This window comes from Streptomyces sp. NPDC002754, assembly GCF_053592315.1.
In genome coordinates this window covers 211150-227337 of record NZ_JBSFVM010000008.1, presented here as the reverse complement: position 1 = coordinate 227337, position 16188 = coordinate 211150, and the positions used below count along the sequence as shown (strand labels likewise).

General features: G+C 70.1%; 11 protein-coding genes. 5 read left to right on the top strand and 6 right to left on the bottom strand.

Translation table 11 applies throughout. The features are described from left to right. Positions 1–25: 25 nt before the first annotated feature. Positions 26–1852 (bottom strand): AMP-dependent synthetase/ligase, encoded by a 1827-nt coding sequence (locus ACWD2L_RS19655; protein WP_451190360.1) that lies wholly within the window; start codon positions 1850–1852, stop codon positions 26–28. A 213-nt stretch (positions 1853–2065) separates the two neighbouring features. Here ACWD2L_RS19655 and ACWD2L_RS19650 point away from each other — a divergent pair, with 213 nt between their 5' ends. Then, the gene (locus ACWD2L_RS19650; protein ID WP_351339331.1) at positions 2066–2578 is read left to right on the top strand and encodes a hypothetical protein; all 513 of its coding nucleotides are present in this window, start codon (positions 2066–2068) and stop codon (positions 2576–2578) included. Positions 2579–2605: 27 nt separating this feature from the next. Here ACWD2L_RS19650 and ACWD2L_RS19645 read toward each other — a convergent pair whose 3' ends face one another. Both ACWD2L_RS19645 and ACWD2L_RS19640 read right to left on the bottom strand, forming a co-directional pair. Next, a complete protein-coding gene (locus ACWD2L_RS19645; protein ID WP_351339328.1) occupies positions 2606–4072 on the bottom strand; it encodes an MFS transporter in 1467 nt (488 codons plus the stop codon). An 88-nt stretch (positions 4073–4160) separates the two neighbouring features. Further along, complete coding sequence (locus ACWD2L_RS19640; RefSeq protein WP_351339325.1) at positions 4161–5369, bottom strand: epoxide hydrolase family protein; 1209 nt, start codon at positions 5367–5369, stop codon at positions 4161–4163. Between the two features lie 82 nt (positions 5370–5451). Here ACWD2L_RS19640 and ACWD2L_RS19635 point away from each other — a divergent pair, with 82 nt between their 5' ends. Continuing rightward, the gene (locus tag ACWD2L_RS19635; protein WP_351339322.1) at positions 5452–6030 is read left to right on the top strand and encodes a CGNR zinc finger domain-containing protein; all 579 of its coding nucleotides are present in this window, start codon (positions 5452–5454) and stop codon (positions 6028–6030) included. 19 nt (positions 6031–6049) lie between these two features. On the opposite strand, the gene ACWD2L_RS19630 is transcribed toward ACWD2L_RS19635, so the two are convergent. Then, complete coding sequence (locus tag ACWD2L_RS19630) at positions 6050–7354, bottom strand: CynX/NimT family MFS transporter (protein WP_351339320.1); 1305 nt, start codon at positions 7352–7354, stop codon at positions 6050–6052. Between the two features lie 140 nt (positions 7355–7494). Here ACWD2L_RS19630 and ACWD2L_RS19625 point away from each other — a divergent pair, with 140 nt between their 5' ends. Together ACWD2L_RS19625 and qcrB are read left to right on the top strand one after the other, a co-directional pair. After that, positions 7495–8196, top strand: coding sequence for a FadR/GntR family transcriptional regulator (locus tag ACWD2L_RS19625; RefSeq protein ID WP_351339317.1), 702 nt, complete (start codon positions 7495–7497; stop codon positions 8194–8196). Positions 8197–8301: 105 nt separating this feature from the next. Next, on the top strand, positions 8302–9960 hold the full coding sequence (qcrB, locus tag ACWD2L_RS19620; protein WP_351339314.1) for a cytochrome bc1 complex cytochrome b subunit: 1659 nt from the start codon (positions 8302–8304) through the stop codon (positions 9958–9960). A gap of 58 nt (positions 9961–10018) precedes the next feature. On the opposite strand, the gene ACWD2L_RS19615 is transcribed toward qcrB, so the two are convergent. Continuing rightward, on the bottom strand, positions 10019–12688 hold the full coding sequence (locus ACWD2L_RS19615) for a glycoside hydrolase family 31 protein (protein ID WP_351339311.1): 2670 nt from the start codon (positions 12686–12688) through the stop codon (positions 10019–10021). Positions 12689–12825: 137 nt separating this feature from the next. Here ACWD2L_RS19615 and ACWD2L_RS19610 point away from each other — a divergent pair, with 137 nt between their 5' ends. After that, positions 12826–15015, top strand: a complete 2190-nt coding sequence (locus ACWD2L_RS19610; protein ID WP_351339308.1) for an MGH1-like glycoside hydrolase domain-containing protein — start codon at positions 12826–12828, stop codon at positions 15013–15015. Positions 15016–15025: 10 nt separating this feature from the next. Here ACWD2L_RS19610 and ACWD2L_RS19605 read toward each other — a convergent pair whose 3' ends face one another. Then, complete coding sequence (locus ACWD2L_RS19605; protein ID WP_351339305.1) at positions 15026–16162, bottom strand: serine hydrolase domain-containing protein; 1137 nt, start codon at positions 16160–16162, stop codon at positions 15026–15028. Between the last annotated feature and the right edge of the window lie 26 nt (positions 16163–16188).

Below are 16188 nucleotides of genomic sequence, written 5' to 3'. Positions count from 1 at the left end.
GACTGACGGATGCTGTGCGCGGCGCTCATCGCGTCGCGTACAGCTCCTCGATGACCTCCGCGTACGCGTCGATGACCGCAGTCCTGCGCACCTTCAGGGACGGGGTGAGCAGGCCCTGAACGGCGCCGAACTCGTGCGGCAGGATGCGGAAGGCGCGGATCGACTCGGCGCGCGAGACACGGGAGTTGGCACGTGACACCGCGCGCTGTATGTGGCCGTTCAGCTGCTCGTCGAGCACCGCCTCCTCGGGCGCGCTGGGGACTCGCCCCTTGAGCGACTGCCAGCTCGCCAGGGACGCCGGATCGAGGGTGATCAGGGCCGTGACGTAGGGGCGGTTGTCGCCGATCACCAGGCAGTCGGAGATCAGCGGGTGGGCGCGCAGCTCCTCCTCCAGGGTCTGCGGGGAGACGCTCTTGCCGCCGCTCGTGATGATGATGTCCTTCTTGCGGCCCGTGATGACGACGTAACCGTCGGGGTCGAGATGGCCGAGGTCACCCGTGGCGAACCAACCGTCGTGCAGCGCCGCCTCGTTGGCCTTGCGGTTGTTGAGGTAGCCCGCGAAGACGACGTCGCCCGCCACCCAGATCTCACCGTCGTCCGCGATGTACACGGCGTTGCCCGGCAGCGGCTTGCCCACCGTGCCGTGCCGCACCGCGCCGAGCGGCTGCACGGTGACCGCGGCCGCCGTCTCCGTGAGGCCGTAGCCGTTGTACACGGTGATGCCGCAGCCCTGGTAGAACAGGCCGAGGTCGCGGGAGAGCGGCGAACCGCCCGACACCGCGTTGCGCACCCGGCCGCCGAGCACCGCCCGCACCTTCGCGTACACGACGCGGTCGTACAGCTTGTGCATGAGCCGCATGCGCGGTCCGGGGCCCGCACCTTCGCCCGCCGTGTGCCGCTGCACCGACGCCGCGTACCGGATCGCGGTGCGCACGGCCCGCTCGAACAGGACGCTGTGGCCGCCGTCCTGGGCGTTGATCCGCGCCGTGGCGAAGACCCGCTCGAAGATGTACGGGACCGCGTACATCAGCGTCGGCCGGAACGCGGCGAGCGCTGGGAGCAGCGCGTGGGGGGAGACGTCGGGCTGGTGGGCGATGTTGATCCCGCCGCGTACCGAACTGACCACCACCATCAGCCCGTAGCAGTGGGCGAGCGGCAAGAAGGCGAGCAGGGACTGCTGTTGGCCCGGTGGTGTGAGGATGCTGCCCCAGCCGGCGAGAAGGTTGTCCGACTCGGAGGCCAGGTTGCTGTGCGTGATGACGCAGCCCTTGGGTCGGCCCGTCGTACCGGACGTGTAGCAGATGACGGCGGTGTCGTGCGGGCGTACCGAGGCGCGCAGTTGGTGCACGTCCTCGTCCCGGACCGAGGCGCCCGCCTCGATGAGCAGGTCGAGGCCGCCCGAGTCCAGCTCCCACAGCCGGGTCAGATCGGTACGCGCCCCGTAGGCCGCCGCCACCGTCATCGCGTTGTGCTCGTTCTCGACGACGACGCCCACGGCGTCGGTGTCGTAGAGGATCCACCGCACCTGCTCCGCCGACGAGGTCGGATACACCGGCACGACCTCGGCGCCCACGGTCCACAGCGCGTACGCGATCAGCGTCCACTCGTAGCGGGTGCGGGACATCACGATCACCCGGTCGCCCATGCCGACGCCGCCGGCGAGGAAACCGCGGGCCACGGCCGTCACTTCGTCGCGGAACCGCGACGTGCTGACCTCCAGCGCCGGGCCGCCGTCCCGGAGCAGCGAGAACTGCAGGCGCCGCGGGTCCTGGAGCGCGGCGCTGTAGACCGAGTCGGCAAGACCACCCGACACCAACGGAGGTGCCAGTCGGGGCGCTGCGAGTTGCCGCATGTGTCCGCTCATCGCTCCCTTTGGTAGGCGATCCGGGTTGACGATTCAACCTGAATGCGTCGGAACGGCAAGCTACATGCAAGGGGAACTTTTCGCCCTGGAGTTGCATAACGAATCGACAGCCACCGTCGGGGCGTGGGTGATCGGCCGCGGCGGCGCTTCCGATACGCTGCTGGCTCTCAATGGCATGTACACCAAAAAGGAGCGATCTCCGTGAAGCCGCGCACGACCCTGGCCGGACTGACGATGGTGCTGGTGGTCGCGCTCGCGGCCTGCGGTGGTGGGACGGAGAAGGCGGCCCCGGTGCACGGCGGTGGCGGAACCGCGGACAGTCAGACGATCAAGCAGCAGGACGACACGGTGACCGGGGTGCGCGACGGGGTGCGGCACGTGCAGCGCCGCACGACCCGCGCCACCCGGGCGCACCTGGTGAAGAAGTGCGGGACGGACACCCGCAAGGTGCGGCACACCAAGCGCAGCCACGGCCGCACCAAGACGTACTACACGACGAAGAAGGTCCGCGACTGCCACAAGGTGCGCAAGGGCACGGAGACGTACACGCGGGTCCTGCGGGCCGAGCGCTGGTGCGTCCGCCTCGACGACGTCAACGGCAAGCGCACCGCCGACGACCGCTGGTACCGCGTCAACTCCACGGTCTACGGCAGGGTGCAGGGGGACGAGGACCGGACGAAGGTCACCATCGACCCGATCCGCGAGGGCTGCTGAGCCCGCGGCGGACCGGGCCGAATCGGGTCAGGTGGCGGCGACCTCCGGGATGCGCTCCTTCACCAGCGCGTAGAGGACGACCGCCACGGCCATCACCCCGGCCGCGGTGAACACGCCCGCGGCCCAGCTGCCCGTCGCGTCGCGCAGCACACCGCTGACGACGGGGCTGGCCACCGCGCCGATCTCCGCGACCAGGTTGAACAGGCCGAACAGCGAACCACGGTCCTTCTCCTCGGCGAGGTCGCCGAGGATGCTGTGCACGATCGGCTGGAGCGCGTTGAAGAACAGGCCCGAGCAGAACAGGATCAGGCCGAGCAGCAGCAGCGAGGGATCGCCGTTCAGGACGCTCGCGCCGAACGCCACCGCGAGCACCGTGTGCACCGCCGCGCAGATCACGGCGAGCGGCTTGCGGCCCTTGCCGGCGCGCACCCGCCGGTCCGCGATCCAGCCGCCGACCGGGAAGCCGATGATGCCGGCGCCCGCGTTGAACGCCGCGGTGAGGGCCGCGGCCCCCAGGCTGCTGTGCGCGGCCTCCGCGACGATCTGCACCGACCAGAACGAGAAGAACCACAGGTTCCACATCACGGCGATGAAGCCGATGTAGATCAACCAGACGTTCCGGTTGAGGAGTTGGGTGCTGCGGCCGGTGCGGACGATGCCGCGGATCACGATCGTCACCATGATGACGAACAGCACGCCGGAGCCGACCGCCGTCAGCCAGTCCGGCCAGCTGAACTCGTCGGCGAGCAGGAACAGACCGAGGATCGCGACCGCCGCGGGGATCGAGTAGGCGATGAGCCGCAGCGCGGGCGGGCCGAGCCGCAGCGGCTTGTCGCCGCGCCCCCGGAAGAACGCCCACGTCGCCGAAGCCACCAGCAGCGACACCACACCGAACACGTACAGCGGCATGCTCCAGGCCCGGCCGCCCATGCCGAGGGTGCCGCCCCAGTCGATGAGGTGCGGGGTGGCGACGATGCCGACGGTCAGGCCGATGGACAGTCCTGACAGGACGACGCCGAGGCCGATGGTGCGGCGGGCCGCGGGCGTGTGATTGATGACCAGGACACGGTCGTTGGAGTAGAAGACACCCTCGCCGAGCCCGGTGAGCACGCGCGCCACGACGAAGCCGATGAGCCCGCCGGTCAGGCCCGACACGAGCGTGAGCAGGCCCGCCCAGAGCAGGGAGACGACGAGCATCTCCCGGTGGCCGTAGCGGTCGCCGAGCCGGCCGCCCGCGTACTGCGTGAGCATGTAGCCGGTGAAGAACATCGAGCCGATGAGCCCGCCCAGCGTCGCCGGGTTGGAGGCGTCACCGATGAAGCCCGCCTTGTTCTCGATCATCCACGCGACGACAGGTCCGGTGACGGTCCGGTCCGCGTAGCTGATCAGCCAACCCGCGAGCAGAAAGCCCCACAGGTGGGTGTAGTGCCCCGAGAAGAGCGCGCGGCCCTTGGCTTCGGTGGTGGTGCGTGGTGGAGCGGCTGAATCCGACATGGGTTCCCCTGGGCGCAGAGCGGCGAGAAAGCGCTTGCTAACCTTGCAGAGGCTTGGTCGCAGGTCAACGGGTAGGCGGGGGCCGTCTTCACCGATGGGCGTCCAGCACGGCCGCGAGGCCTTCCCGCAGGTCCGCGACGAAGTGCTCGGGAACCTCCAACGCCGCGAAGTGTCCCCCGACTTCGGGCTCGCTCCACCGGACGATCCGCCGGTACCGCTCCTGCGCCCAGGGCCGCGGGCACTTCTCGACGTCGCGGGGGTACGCGGTGATGGCCGAGGGGACGTCGACCCGGAGTTCGGGATCGAGCGAGTTGTGGCTTTCGTAGTAGATACGGGCGGCCGAGGCGCCGGTCCGTGTCAGCCAGTACAGGGTGACGTCGTCGAGGATCCGGTCCATGGAAATCGTCTCGAACGGGCTGTCCTCGGTGTCCGTCCAGTCGGCGAACTTGTCGAGAATCCAGGCGAGAAGCCCGACCGGTGAGTCGACGAGGGCGTAGCCGATGGTCTGCGGCCGGGTCGCCTGCTGCTTCGCGTACGCCGCGCGGTGCAGCCAGAAGTCGCGGGTCTCCTCGGCCCACTCGCGCTCGACCGCCGTCAGCCCGTCCGTGGTCAGTCCGGGCGGCCCCTCCGCGAACGTGGTGTGGATGCCGAGCACGTGCGCCGGGAACCTGCCGCCGAGGACCGTGGTGATGTTCCCGCCCCAGTCGCCGCCGTGGGCCAGGAACGTGCCGTAGCCGAGCCTGCCCATCAGCTCCACCCACGTGGCCGCGATCTTCTCGGTGCCCCACCCGGTGGCGGCCGGCTTGTCGCTGTAGCCGAAGCCCGGCAGCGAGGGAACCACGACGTGGAACGCCGGGGCGTCCGCGTCCTTCGGATCCGCCAGCTCGTCCACGACGTCGATGAACCGGGCGACGCTGTCCGGCCAGCCGTGCGTCATGAGCAGCGGGGTGGCGTCCGCGCGCGGGGACCGGCGGTGCAGGAAGTGGATGCCCAGGCCGTCGATGGTCGTACGGAACTGTCCGGCCCGGTTGAGGCGGTCCTCGAACGCCCGCCAGTCGTACCCGGTTCGCCAGTAGTGCACGACGTCCACGAGGTCGGCGAGCGGGACGCCCTGTTCCCAGCGGCGGTGGCCGGTCCCGGCGCCCTGGACCGTCTCGGCCTCCGGCAGCCGAGCCGCCGCCAGTCGTGCGCGCAGATCGTCGAGCTCGGCGTTGCTCGCGTGGGCTTCAAAGGCTTCCACGTGCGCTTGCATGTCCGCTCGTGCGTCTGCTTGTACGTCACTGCTTGGGCGGGGCATGGGACCTCCTGGCCGTCGCGGAACCGTCTAAGACGGTTCTAGCAGTTCTCCGATCCAGGCGGCAACCGCCTAAGGTGGTTCCATGAGTGCTCGGTTCCCCGAATTCCGCCTCGGCAAGGTGCTGGCGACCAGCTTCACGGCGACCCTGACGGAACGTCAGGGCGAGGCTGTGGAGCGGATTCCCGTGCCGCAACGGCTCGTCGACTGGCTGGCGGTGAACGGTCTTGCCGTGGATTCCTGCTCCCTTGCCCAGTTCGACCTCGCCCGGGAGCTGAGGGAGGCGATCCACGCCGCCGCGACGGCGGCCGCGCTCCAGGACGCCCTCCCCGCGGCTGCTGTCCAGGTCATCAACGAGCGCAGCGTTCAGGGCCGGGCCGCGGCCGTCCTGACGCCCGAGGGTGAGCGGCGGTGGCGGCTCGGCCCGGATGTCGGCGTGGAGGACGCGCTCAGCGTGATCGCCGCCGACGCGATCGGCATCGTCGCGGGCGAGCGGGACGGACGGCTGGCCCTGTGTGCGTCACCCACCTGTCAGGCCGCCTTCTTCGACACCAGTCAGAGCCGGACCCGCAGGTGGTGCGACATGAACACGTGCGGGAACCGCCAGAAGAAGGCGCGCTTCCAGGCGGGCCGGCGCAAGAACCCGGGGGTGGCGGAGGGGTAGCCCCCGCCGACCCGGCGGTTCACGCCTCCAGCTGGCGGGCCCGGCCCGCTCCGATGCCCGCGAGGCCCATCGGCACGCACAGCACCGCGAGCATCACCAGCGGCACCGTCCACCCGCCCGTCGCGTCGTGCAGCGCGCCGAGCAGGAACGGGCCCGCGGCGGCGAACAGATAGCCGACGCTCTGCGCCATGCCGGACATCTCCGCGGCGCGCGCCGCATCGGGGGAGCGCAGCACGATCACGGCGAGCGCCGTACTGATCAGCAGCCCGCAGCCGAAGCCCTGCATCAGCATCCACGCGTAAGCCCCGCCGACCGGCGCGACCAGCAGGCCGAGCACGGAGCCGAGGACGAGCACGGAGCCGGCGAGGGAGAGGGCGACCTGGTTCGATGACCTGCCGACGAGCGCCGTGAAGGCAAGGGATCCGGCGATGCCCGCGAGGCTCATCACGGACAGCATCCACCCCGCCTGCGTACCGTCCATGCCCTGGCTGGTGAGCATCGCCGGGATCCACGCGGCACACGCGTAGTACTGCAACGACTGCAGGCCCATGAGGAGCGTGATCTTCCAGGCCAGCGGTGAACGGCGCAGCGGCGTACGGGAGTCGGCGGCGCCCGGGGCCATCGCAGGCGGCGCGTCCGAGCGGCGCAGCTGGGGCACCCACAGCGCGAGCGCGAGCGCGGAGAGCACCGCCCAGACGCCGATCGCCCCGCGCCAGCCGAGCCCGAGCGCGTCCCCGAGCGGCACGGTCACCCCGGCCGCGAGCGCGGCGCCGCAGAACAGCGCCACCGAGTACAGGCCCATCATCAGCCCGGTGCGGCGCTCGAAGTTGCGCTTGATGACGCTCGGCACGAGGACGTTCGAGAGGGATATCGCGGCGCCGATGAGGACGGTTCCCGCGAACAGTGCGGGCAGGCCGGGCGCGAGGCGCAGCGCGATGCCCGCCGTCAGCAGCGCCATCATCGCGCCGAGCGCCCGTGTCATGCCGATGCGCCGCGACAGCTTCGCCGCGAACGGGGCGAGCAGGCCGAAGCAGAGGATCGGCAGCGTGGTGAGCAGCCCCGCGAGTGAGCCGCTGAGCCCGGTGGAGCGGCGGATCGTGTCGAGCTCGGGCGAGACGGACACGACGCCGGGCCGCAGGTTCATGGCGATGAGGAGGATGCCGGCGGCGAGGAGGGCGCCGCTGAATTTCAGCCCCTGCGATTCCTTGAGCTCCGGGGGCCTTTTAAGCCCCTGCGGCGATTGAGCAGCGGGGTCCGGGGCAGCGCCCCGGGGCGTCACGCCGGGTGCGGGTGTGGATACGGAGGCTGGGTCACTCTGCGGCATGCGACCCAACGTAACATCCCATGTTTCGGTAGCTGCGGCCACGATATTGGGGCGTAATCAGGCAAAAGGGGGGTCGTGGGCCGGTGCAGACATGGGATATTTTGGAGTGTGCAGCCACCCGCACAAGAGAGGTCGCCTCCGTGCCCGCACCAGCCGAGACCGGCGCCACCCTGGTCCAGCGCACCACCCAGAGGATCGAGCACCGCATTGAACGCGGCGAGTGGGCCGTCGGCGACCGGATCCCGGCGGAGGGCCGGCTCGTCGAGGAGTTCGGCGTGGGCCGCAACACCGTGCGGGAGGCCGTCCGGGCCCTGTGCCACACCGGCCTCCTGGAGGCGCGGCGCGGCGACGGGACGTATGTGCGCGCCGCGAGCGACCTCAATGCCGCGCTCCAACGCCGCCTGCGCCGCGCCGAGTTGAAGCACATCCTCCAGGTGCGCCTCGCCATCGAACGGGAGGCGGCGCCCGCCGCCGCCGCGCACCGCGGCGAGGCCGACCTCGCCCGCATCCTGTCCGCCCTGCTCGCCCGGCACCGCGCGGAGGAGAGCGGGGACCCCGCCGCGTACGTCGAGAAGGACGTGGAGTTCCACCGGGCCGTCGTCGCCGCGAGCGGCAATCCGCTGATGACCGAGCTGTACGAGAGCATCGTCGAGTCGGTGCGCGACACCATCGCCTCGCTGCGCCCGAGCTGGACGCCGGAGCTGCCCGGCGCAAGCGCCCACGACGACCTGGCCGACGCGATCGCGCGCAGCGACCCGGAGGCGGCGGCCGAGGCGGCCTGGGCGCACACGCGGACCGTGGAGGCGGCGATGGAGCGGATGGCGGCCGACGGCGGAGGGTGAACCTCCGCCCCGCTAAGGGGAATTGACTGCTCGTCGCCCTCTGTCGGTGCCGCTGCCACGCGCTCTACCCTGACGGGAGCCTCAACGGCCCTGAGGGGGAGTCGCATGAGCGATGACAGCGAGCGCGTCCGAGGCGACGGACGCCGTCCCGACCCCCCGGGTTCCGGTGAACGCCTTGCCGACTGGGCGGACGGCCGGCTCGGGCTCTATCAACTCGCCAAGACGCAGATGCGCAAGGTCTTTCCCGACCACTGGTCCTTCATGCTCGGCGAGATCTGCCTCTACAGCTTCATCATCCTCATCCTCACCGGCGTCTACCTGACCCTGTTCTTCGACCCCAGCACCCAGGAAGTCGTCTACAACGGTTCGTACGTACCGCTCAAGGGCATCAGGATGACCCAGGCGTACGAGTCGACGGTGCACATCAGCTTCGATGTGCGCGGCGGGCTGTTGATCCGTCAGATCCACCACTGGGCGGCGCTCGTCTTCGTCGCCGGCATGACGGTGCACATGATGCGCGTCTTCTTCACCGGCGCGTTCCGCAAGCCGCGCGAGCTCAACTGGGTGTTCGGCTGGACCCTGTTGTTCCTCGGCATCATCACCGGCCTGACCGGCTACTCGCTCCCCGACGACCTGCTGTCCGGCACCGGCCTGAAGTTCGCGCAGGGCGCCGTGCTCGCGGTGCCGGTCGTGGGCACGTACCTGGCGATGTTCCTGTTCGGCGGCGAGTTCCCCGGCGACGACTTCATCTCCCGGCTCTATCCGATCCACATCCTGCTGTTGCCGGGCATCATGCTGGGCCTGGTGGCGCTCCATCTGATCCTGGTCTTCTACCACAAGCACACCCAGTTCGCGGGCCCGGGACGCAACGAGAAGAAGGTCGTCGGAGCGCCCTTCTTCCCCATCTACGTGGCGAAGGCCGGCGGCTTCTTCTTCCTCGTCTTCGGGGTGCTCGCGATCCTCGGCGCGGTGGCGACCATCAACCCGGTGTGGGCCTTCGGCCCCTACAGAACGGACCTCGTCACGACGGGCGCGCAGCCCGACTGGTACCTCGGCTTCTCCGAGGGGCTGATCCGCGTGATGCCCGCGTGGGAGATCAACGCGTGGGGGCACACGCTGCAACTGGGCGTCTTCATCCCGTTCACACTGTTCCCGTTGATCCTGTCGTTCATGGCGGTGTACCCGTTCCTGGAGTCGTGGATCACGGGCGACAAGCGCGAGCACCACGTGGCGGACCGGCCGCGCAACAAGCCGGTCAGGACCGGCATCGGCGTGGCCTGGCTGGCGCTGTACGGGGTGCTGCTGATCGGTGGCGGCAACGACATCGTCGCGACGAAACTGCACCTGTCGATCAACGCCATCACGTGGTTCGTGCGCATCAGCGTCTTCGTGGCGCCCGTCCTCGCGTTCAGCATCACCAAGCGGATCTGCAACGGACTGCAGCGCCGCGACCGCGAGAAGACGCTGCACGGACGCGAGTCCGGGCAGATCAGGCGGTTGCCGCACGGCGAGTTCATCGAGGTCCACGAGCCGCTCACGCGCGCCGAGTTGTACACCCTCAACCAGCACGAGCAGCCCGCGGCATACGAGTTGGGCCCACGGACCGACGCGAACGGGGTGGAGCGGAAGTTCACCGTCCGGCAGCGCATGCGGGCGCGGCTCGCCAAGGCGATGTTCGGCCCGGGCACCTATGTGCCGAAGGCGACAACCGAGGAGTACCGGGCGCTGCACGCGGGGTGGCACGAGTCGGAGCGGGTGGACTGATCGTATGAGTGAGAGGGGGCCGGTACACACGTGGACCGGCCCCCTCCCCGTCAGCGGCTCAGTCGCTCAGCCGTACCGTGAACGCCTTGTCCGTCGGCAGTGCTGCCGTACGGACCTTCGTCACGTGTGTCTTCTCGTCGTACGACCATGAACTCACGGCCAGCGGGCGGCCGTTCACGGACACCCGCTTCGGAGCCCCGTCGCCGTGCACGGTGAAGTTGTACGCGCGCTCACTCGCCTTGCCCGCGTAACTCCCCTTGCTGGCACCGACCTTGATGTCCGAGCCCCGCTTGCCGGTGTCCACGGTCACCCGCTGCGTGGCCGACGCGCCCTCCTTGAACTTGCGGGTCACCCCGTCGTCCTCGTACAGGGTGTACGCGTTGTGGCCCGGCTCCGACGCGTAGACGTCATAACCGAGTTGGCCCTTGTCGCGATTCTTGTACGACGTGGTTCCCTTGGGCCACATCGGCACGATCGCCCCGGACTTGACGAAGAGCGGGAGCGTGTCGATCGGGGCGTGGTAGCCGTCGATGGTCGTCGGGCCCTTGTACTGCTTTCCCGTCCAGTAGTCCGTCCACGTGCCCTTCGGCAGGTAGATGCCGTCGCGGGTGTCCGAGTCCTTGTAGACCGGTGCGACGAGGAAGTCGTCGCCCGCCAGATACTCGTACTTCGCCTGCGCGCCGAGGGTGTTGGCGTCCTTCGGGTATTCCAGCCACAGCGGCCGTACGCCGCCGACGCCGGTGTCCGACGCCTGCTTGGCCAGTGTGTAGAGGTACGGCATCAGGCGCTCGCGCAGTTGCAGATACTTGCGGTTGATGGAGGTGTACGGCTCGCCGTCCACCCACGGCTGCTGGTTGATCTTCTCGCCGGTGGTGATGTCGCTGGCCCAGCCGTCCATCGTCATGACGGCAGGCAGGAACGTCTTGGCCTGGAGATCACGCGCGTACATCTTGGCGTCGTGGGAGTAGATCGAGCCGATGTCACCGGTGTTGTACGCCATGCCGGACATCGTCGCGCCCGCGTACGTCGGGATCTGCCAGCGGATGAAGTCCCACGACAGCTTCTGGTCGCCCGACCAGAGGACCGCGCAGCGCTGGGCGCCCGCCCAGGACACCGGCATCCAGACGAGGCCGCGGGCGTCGCTGTTGTCCTCGATGCCGGCCTTCGCCTTGTCGCAGGCGTCGAGCGCCATGCCGTAGCCGTTGCCGACCCAGGCGACGTCCAGCTTGGCGACGCGCTGGCCCGCCTTCACCTGGTCGGCGAGCTTGTCGATGCCGTCCTGCGTCCACAGGCCGAGCTCGGCGTTGTGGTCCTTCAGCCCCTTGGCGGTCTCGGCGAGGTTCTCGTAGCCGCAGCCGTACCCGTCGTTGACCAGCATCCAGCCGAGCGGCATCTGGTTCTCGACGTACTTGTCGGCGACCTTCAGGGAGTCGAGGGTGTGGCGCTCGCCCTGGTTGGCGTTGTGCAGATAGCAGTCGGCGTCGCCGGGTTCGAGGCCGTAGACCGGCGGCATGAACGGCTTGCCGACCAGGCCCGTGTACGCGCCGATGACCCGCTTGGCGTCGCCGACGAAGTAGTAGGCGTCCAGGCGGCGTTCCTGCTGACCGGTGTGGACCGAGGGGCCGAAGTCGTAGACGCCGGGGGCGAAGGTGTTGCGGTAGACGCCGTAACCGGCCGAAGAGAGGTAGAACGGCTGGGAGTTGGGGTAGCCGCCCTCGTTCCAGTCGGTGTTGTTGGCGACGTAGACCGTCTTGTCCCGGTGGGAGAACGAGCCGTTCTGCTCACCGCCGCCGAAGAACTGCTCGTCGGCCCCGCGCTCCAGGCTCTGCCGCATCCCGCCGGTGGACCAGCGCAGCGGCCTGTCCTCCTGCCAGATCCGCGTCTTGTTGTCCGCCTTGTAGAGGCCGAAGCGCAGCGGCTTCTTGTAGACGCGCAGGACTGCGTCGGCGGACCGGATGCCGTGGTAGGCGCCCGCGTCGAAGGACGACGTGTGCGGGTCGACGGCCGGCTGTTTGCGCACGATCTGCCCGGCCGCCGGATCGCTGAACTCACCTGACGGGTCGGCCTGCAAGTGCAGCCCGCCACCCTTCAGGAACTCGGCCTTCGCCTTCAACTCCCCGGCGGCGATGGTGTAGCTGCCGTCGTCACCCTTGAAGGAGGTGAGTTTCCCGGCGTCCGTCGTCTCGGGCAGGTAGGCCTTGCCGACGAAGGAGTTGTCGTGCACGTCGTACGGTACGACCACCACGTGGTACGTGCCGTCCGCCCGCGGGATGACGGTCGCCTCCGGGTCGGCGGTGCCCGCGCTCGACGCCACCTGTTTGCCGGCGTCGTCGTAGACGTACATGTCGAAGTCGTCCTTGGGCTGCTTCGCCCACTCGACCGAGACGGGCACACCGCCCTCGGGGTTGTCGTTCCAATACCCGTCCGGGACCGCGACCTTGAGGTCGAAGCGGTCACATGTCTTGCCGTCCGGGTCGTCGGCCGCCGACGGACACTTCTTGGGATCGTCGACCGTGCCGGACGCGTAGGTGGGGCTCTGCCAGGTGACGCTCTTGTGCCCGTCGTCGAGCACGCCACTGCCCGGCGTGGCGGCGCCCGCTTCGTGCGCGGGGACGCTGAGGAGCGCGGCCGCGAGCGCGGCGGTGGTCCAGGCGGCCAGGGCGCGGGCTCTTCGGTGGGCCCCGCGGCCGGCTCTGTGGTGCGGCTGTTCTTGGTGCAGTCTTCGCATGAGGTACGTCTCCGCTCAGAACGACCAGTCGGTGTTTACTTGTGCTTGAAACTCCTTGCGCGCGTGCAGGATTGCGCACAGAGTCAGGGTTGAAGATCCCGCTCACGCAGGTTCATGTCAACAGGAGGCGCCGCCACGTGACCGCCCATCAGTCCACCCGCCGCCCCACCCGCACCGCGCTCGCCGCCCTGCTGCTCCTCGGCGGCGCCGGTCTCGCCGCGCCGCCCGCGGCAGCCGCGCAGCGACCCGGGCCCGACTACGCCGACGTCCTCGACCTGCACGGCACACCGAAGGCCGCACTGCCCGGGGACGACGAGGACAACAACCCCATCAGCACCTTCTCGGACCGGGGCGCCTGGCACGCGTACGCGCTGCCCAAGACCGGGGACCGGGCCGCGTACGGAGGGTTCAGCGGGCCGCTCCACATCGCGCAGGAGTACCCGTGGTGGCTGAGCAAGTCGTTCAGCCGGATGCGGCTCACCGAGGGCGGCCGCACCCTCGATCTCGCCGCCGGGGGCACGCCGCGCCTCACCTCACAGCCCGGTCGGCTCCTCCAGTCGTACGACCTCGGGCGCGGGCTCACCCTCGACCTCGAGCTGCGGTTCGCCACGAACCGGACGGCCCTGGTGCGCGCCGAAGTGCGCAACAACGGGGACAGCGCCCGCACGCTCGGCGCCGGCTGGAGCGGCAGCCTGCTGCGGCCGAAGAAGGCACCCATGCGCGACGCGCCCTCCCTGAAGCCCACCGGGCACGGCGTCGGCGTCGACTTCGCCAAGGTGCGCGAGAAGTGGGACTACCTCACCGACGGCACCGAACGCTTCGAGGTCACGCACAAGGACCCCGTGCACACGACCGTCGACGGCGACACGTACCGGACCGAGGCCGCCTCGCCGGTCACCCTCGCCCCCGGCGCCGCGCACCACTTCGACTGGACCGAGTCCTATACGTTCACCGCCGCCGAGCGCACCCGCGAGGCCCGGCGGGCGCGCGCCGTCCTGGCCGCCCCGCAGGCGTACGCCACCGCCGGTGACGCACGCTGGCGCGGCTACGTCGCCGGGGTCACGCGCGGCGTGCCCGCCGAGCGGCGCCGAACCGCCGTGAAGTCCCTGGAGACCCTCGTCGCCAACTGGCGCTCCGCGGCAGGGCAGATCAAGCACGACGGCGTGACGCCCTCCATCTCGTACAAGTGGTTCACCGGCGGGCTGTGGGCCTGGGACAGCTGGAAGCAGGCCGTCGGCACCGCCCGCTTCGACCCGGCGTTGGCCGAGTCGCAGATCCGGTCCATGTTCGACTGGCAGATCACCGCCGACGACAAGGACCGACCTCAGGACGCCGGGATGGTCCCCGACGCCGTCTTCTACAACGACCCCGCGCGCGGCGGCGGCAACTGGAACGAACGCAACTCCAAGCCACCGATGGCCAGTTGGTCCGTGTGGGAGGTGTTCCGCAAGAGCGGCGACCGGTCCTTCCTGCGGGAGCTGTATCCGAAACTCGCCGCCTACCAGGCCTGGTGGTACCGCAACCGGGACCACGACCACGACGGCCTCGCCGAGTACGGCGCCACCGTCGACCCCGCCAACGACTCGACCGAGGAGCGCCGGCTCGCCGCCGCCTGGGAGAGCGGCCTGGACAACGCGCCGCGCTTCGACGCGAAACTCGGCACCTCCGTCGTCGCCAACCACGCCGCCGACGGCACACTCCTCGGCTACTCGCTCGACCAGGAGTCCGTCGACCTCAACGCGTATCTCGCCCAGGACCAGGGCTACTTGGCGCGCATCGCCGAGACGCTCGGTCGCCCCGGCGAGGCCGCGAAGTGGCGCGAGAAGTCCGGGGCCACGAACGCCGCCGTGCGCTCCACGATGTACGACCCGGCCGACGGCTGGTTCCACGACATCGCCCTGAAGAGCGGCGCGCCGCTCACCGACCGCGGCCGCGGCATCGAGGGCGCCGTCCCGCTGTGGACGGGCGCGGCCACCAAGGCGCAGGCGGCGCGCGTACGTCAACGCCTCGTCGATCCGGGCGAGTTCGCCACCCACGTGCCGTTCCCGACCGTGTCGAAGGCGTCCCCGTACTTCGAGTCGACGGCCTACTGGCGCGGACCCGTCTGGTTCGACCACGCCTACATCGCGCTGAGCGGGCTGCGCCGCTACGGCTACACCAAGGACGCGGACGAGCTCACCGGCAAGCTCCTCGCCAACAGCAAGGGGCTCACCGGCGACCGCCCGATCCAGGAGAACTACGACCCGCTGACCGGCGCCCCGCTCAACTCCCCGAACTTCAGCTGGTCGGCGTCGTCACTGCTGCCGATCCTTTCCGGGGAGGAGTAGGGCCGGGCACTCACGACGCCGCGTACGTCCAGAAGTCCCGCATGATCTGCGGCGGCGTCGGCCCGGCCATCCCGAGCTGCGTCATCAGCACCGACACCGTGCCGGTCGCCGGTGTGAGGTGGGCGGCCGTGCCGGTGCCGCCCACCCAGCCGTAGCGGCCGGGCACGTTGTAGGGGTGGGTGCGGGTGACGTCGACGGAGCCGCCGAAGCCCCAGCCCTCGCCCTCCGTGAACAGGCCGCTCGCGGCGCGCTGTTCGGCGGTCAGGTGGTCCGTCGTCATCAGGCGCACCGACTCGGCGGAGAGGACGCGGCCGCCGCCCGCGAGCAGCATCCGGGCGAACGCCAGCCAGTCGTCCGCCGTGGAGGCGAGTCCGCCCGCGCCGGAGGGGAACGCGGGCAGACGGCTCCAATCGCCGTCCGGGGCGTCGACGAGCTCGGCGCCGCCGTCGGGCGTGGGCACGTAGCAGCTGGTGAAGCGGGAGCGCTTGGCGGCGGGCACCTCGAAGCCGGTGTCGACCATGCCGAGCGGCTCGAAGATCCGCTCGGCGAGGAAGTCGGGCAGCGAGTTGCTCGTCATCCGCGAGATGAGCACGCCCTGGATGTCCGAGCACGCGTTGTAGAGCCAGACCTCGCCGGGCTGGTACAGCAGCGGCACCCCGGCGAGCGAGGCCAGCCAGGTGTCCGGCTCGGGCACCCGCTGCGGATGGTTCGGGTCCATCAGGGCGAAGAGCGGCTGCACCGCGGGGAACGAGAAGTCCGAGGGGAAGCCCCAGCCGGCCCGGAAGGTGAGGAGGTCCTCGACGGTGATCGGACGGGCGGCCGGGACCACGTCCTCGATCGGGCCCGCCGGATCGCGCACCACGTTCGGCGCCGCCAGTTCGGGGAGCCAGTGCGAGATCGGCGAGTCCAGGGCGATGCGGCGCTCCTCGACGAGCGTCATGAGGGCCGCCGCCACGATCGGCTTGGTGATCGACGCGATCCGGAAGATCGAGTCGCGGGCCATCGGCGTCCCGCCCTCGATGTCGGTGTGGCCGATGGCCGCCACCTCGACCCGGTCGCCGCGGGCCACGAGGCCCACGGCCCCCGGTACGGGTCCCTTCGACACGTGCGGGGTCAGAACGTCGGTCAGGCCGGTGGTCTCGGTCATCGGGCGGTCCTCCAGTGCGTGTGCGA